1 protein-coding gene is annotated in these 4,323 nt (G+C 73.1%); it reads left to right on the top strand.

The window, feature by feature from the left end; translation table 11 throughout:
• A partial coding sequence (locus ACZ6RT_RS37450; protein ID WP_470158865.1) for a type I polyketide synthase occupies positions 1-4,323 on the top strand: 4,323 nt, incomplete at both ends.

Raw genomic sequence — 4,323 nt, 5'->3', positions numbered from 1 at the left:
CCCACCCTGCGCGACGGCAGAGCCGAACCCGAGACCGTGCTCACCGCCGTCGCCGGAGCCTTCGTGACCGGCACCACGGTCGACTGGGCGGCCTATGTCGATCAGGGCCGACCGGTGGACGTGCCCACCTACGCCTTCGACCGGCAGCGCTACTGGCTGGAGCAGGTCGGGCAGACCGATCTGTCGGGTGCGGGGTTGTCGTCGGCGGGGCATCCGCTGCTGGGTGCGGCGGTGTCGCCGGCCGAGGGCGACGGGCTGCTGCTGACCGGGCGGCTGTCGACCCGGGCCCAGCCCTGGCTCACCGACCACACCGTCGCCGGTCTCACCGTGGTTCCGGCGACCGCGCTGCTGGAGCTCGTCGCGCACGCCGGTGAACGGGCCGGTTGCGATGTGATCGACGAGCTGACCATCGAGGTGCCGCTGCTGCTGCCGGAGTCCCGGGCGAGACAGGTCCAGGTGTCGGTCGGTGCGCCGGACGAGTCGGGCAGGCGTGTCCTGGGCGTGTTCTCGCGGGAGGAACACGTATCGGAGGAGACGCCCTGGACGCGCCACGTGAGCGCGGTCCTGTCGGTCGGCGCGTCGGACGAGGAGGAGTTCGATCTGGCCGCGTGGCCCCCTCCGGGTGCCGTTCAGGTCGACGTGGCGGGGCTCTACGACGACATGGCGGTGGCCGGGCTCGACTACGGCCCCGCCTTCCAAGGGCTTCGGGCCGCCTGGCGGAGTGGCGACCTGCTCTACGCCGAGGCCGTCCTGCCCTCCGAGCTGGACGCCGAGGGGTACGGCATCCACCCGGCGCTCCTGGACGCCGCCCTGCACGCGGCGGGTCTCGGTGTCCTCCCCGAAGCCGGACGGGGACGGCTGCCCTTCGTCCTCAGCCGGGTACGGATGTTCCGGACCGGAGCGACGTCGCTGCGCGTACGGATGACACCTGCCGGCGCGGATGCGCTGTCCCTCGTCCTGGCCGACGGCCACGGCGAGCCCGTGGCCACGATCGACCGGCTCGTCCTCCGTCCCATGACGGCTCCCGAGCGGCCAAGGAACCTCTCCGACTCCCTGTTCCGGGTGGAGTGGACGCCGGTGACCGGGGAGGGAGAGAGCGTCGCGGTGGTGAAGCGGATCGCGCGACGGAGCGGTGACGTGCCCTCCGCGATACGGGAGGCGACCCGGGAGGCGCTCGAGGCGGTCCAGGGGTGGCTGGCCGACGAACGGTCTGCGTCGTCACGGTTGACGGTGGTGACCAGCGGTGCGGTGTCGACCGGTGACGGCGAGGACGTCGATCCGGTGGCTGCGGCGGTGTGGGGGCTGGTGCGTTCGGCCCAGTCGGAACACCCCGGCCTGTTCACCCTGCTGGACCTCGAAGAAGGCGCGGAACCCCCCGCCCGGCTGCCCTCCGGTGAACCTCAGCTGGCGTCGAGGGCGGGCACCCTCTACGCCCCCCGCATGGCCCGGCTCTCCCCGCCGGTCGCGGAACCGGCCCTCGTGGACCCGGCCTCCGCAGACCGGGCCTCCAACACCGAAGCGACCTCCAACGCCGAACCGGCCTCGGACACGGGACCTTCCTGGGACGCGGGCGGAACCGTACTGATCACGGGAGGCACCGGAGCCCTCGGAGCCCTGCTGGCGCGCCATCTCGTCACCGCGCATGCCGTACGCGATCTGCTGCTCGCCAGCAGGGGCGGAGACGAGGCCGCGGGTGCCACCGAGCTGCGGCACGAGCTGGAAGGGCTCGGCGCGCGCGTCACCGTCGCCGCCTGTGACGTGGCCGACCGTGACGCCGTCGCCCGCCTGCTCGCCGGGATTCCCGCGGACCGCCCGCTGACGGCGGTCGTACACGCGGCCGGAGTCCTCGACGACGGCGTTCTCGCGTCGCTCACCCCGGAACGGATCGACCGGGTGCTGCGGCCCAAGGCGGACGCGGCCTGGCATCTGCACGAGCTGACCAGGGACCGGCCGCTCCGGGCGTTCGTGCTGTTCTCCTCCGCCGCCTCGGCGTTCGGCAGCCCGGGACAGGGCAACTACGCGGCGGCCAACGCCTTCCTCGACGCGCTGGCCGTCCACCGCAGGACCCAAGGACTGCCCGCGACCTCCCTGGCCTGGGGCCTGTGGGAACACGGCATGGGCGGCGGGCTCGGCACCGCGGGCAGGAAGGCACTGACGGCCGAGGAAGGGCTCGCCCTGTTCGACGCCGCGACGACGGCGGACGAGGCGATCGTGGTACCCGCCCGGCTGGACACCGTCGCGTTCCGTGACACCGAGGTCCCCGCCCTGCTGAGGGGCCTGGTCCGCGCCCGCCCCCGGCGTACGACGGGCGACGCGACCTCCCTGGCCAGGCGGCTGGCCACGGCGGACGAGGGGGAACGGGAACGCGTCGCCCTGGACGCCGTCCGCGCGGAGGTCGCGGCCGTGCTCGGCCACACCTCGCCGGACGCCGTGACGCCGGAGAGCAGGTTCTCCGAACTCGGACTCGACTCGCTCACCGCCGTGGAACTGCGCAACCGGCTGGGGACCGTCACCGGCCTGAGGCTGCCCGCCACCCTGATCTTCGACCATCCCACCCCCGTCGCGCTCGCCACCTTCGTGGCCGCGGAGATCCTGGGCTCGTCCACGACGCCGGCGGCTCCCGTCGCGGCGGTGCGTACCGGTGACGAGCCGATCGCGATCGTGGCCATGAGCTGCCGCTACCCCGGAGGGGTGCGCTCACCGGAGGACCTGTGGGAGCTGGTGGCCTCCGCGGGGGACGCCGTCTCGGTGTTCCCGGCCGACCGGGGCTGGGACCTCGACGCGCTGTACGACCCGGACCCCGACAAGCCCGGTACCAGCTACACGCGTGAGGGCGGCTTCCTCTACGACGCCGACCGCTTCGACGCGGACCTGTTCGGAATTGGCCCCCGTGAGGCGCTGGCGATGGACCCGCAGCAGCGGCTGCTGCTGGAGACCACGTGGGAGCTCTTCGAGCGGGCGGGCATCGACCCGCTGTCCATGCGGGGCAGCGACACCGGTGTCTTCGCGGGGGTGATGTACCACGACTACGGGGCGCTGCTGCAGTCGGTCCCCGCGGAGCTCGAAGGCTACATCGGGACCGGTACGGCGGGCAGCGTCGCCTCCGGGCGCCTGGCCTACACGTTCGGCCTCGAAGGACCGGCGGTCACCGTCGACACGGCGTGCTCGTCGTCGCTGGTGGCGCTGCACCTGGCCGTCCAGGCGCTGCGGCGCGGCGAGTGCTCCTTCGCGCTGGCCGGGGGCGTGACCGTACTGGCCACTCCCGGTACGTTCGTGGAGTTCAGCCGCCAGAGAGGTCTCGCCCCCGACGGCCGGTGCAAGTCCTTCTCCGCCACGGCCGACGGTACGGGATGGAGCGAGGGCGTGGGCGTCCTGCTGCTGGAACGGCTGTCGGACGCGCGTCGCAACGGGCACCAGGTCCTCGCCGTGGTACGCGGCAGCGCGGTCAACCAGGACGGCGCGTCGAACGGCCTGACCGCACCCAACGGCCCGTCCCAGCAGCGGGTGATCCGCCGCGCGCTGGCCGACGCTGGTCTGGGACCGGGTGACATCGACGCGGTGGAGGCGCACGGCACCGGTACCCCGCTGGGCGACCCGATCGAGGCGCAGGCGTTGCTGGCGACCTACGGTCGGGGGCGGGATCGGCCGTTGTGGTTGGGGTCGGTGAAGTCGAACATCGGCCACACCCAGGCGGCCTCCGGCGTCGCCGGTGTGATCAAGTCGGTGATGGCGATGCGGCACGGGGTGTTGCCGCAGACCCTGCACGTGGACGAGCCGTCGCCGCACGTGGACTGGTCGGCCGGAGCGGTGGAACTGCTGACCGAGGCGCGCGAATGGCCGGAGGGTGCCGGGCCGCGCCGGGCCGGGGTGTCGTCGTTCGGGATCAGCGGCACCAACGCCCACGTCATCCTGGAGGCGCCCCCTGCCGAGGATTCCCCTGCGCGACCACCTGCCGGTGACGGGCCGGGACCGCTGGCATGGACGCTGTCGGCCGGTAGCCAGACCGCGTTGCGTGCTCAGGCCGGACGCCTCTCGGAGCACCTGGATCGGCATGCGGACCTGCGTGCGGTGGACGTGGCCTACTCGCTGGCCAAGGGCCGTGCGGCGCTGGAACACCGCGCCGTGGTGGTCGGAGCCGATCGCCGTCAGTTGCTGGAGCGCTTGGAGGCGCTGATTTCCGGGCATGCGGTGCCCGGGGTGGTGACCGGGACGGCCGAGCCGGGCAGGGTGGGTTTCCTGTTCACCGGTCAGGGTTCGCAGCGGGTGGGGATGGGGCGGGAGTTGTACGGGTCCTTCCCGGTGTTCGCCCGTGCTTTCGACGAG

The sequence above is a fragment of the Streptosporangium sp. NPDC050148 genome, assembly GCF_055586505.1.
Note: the sequence above shows the minus strand (reverse complement) of the source record. Positions and strands in the feature narration are given on the sequence as shown.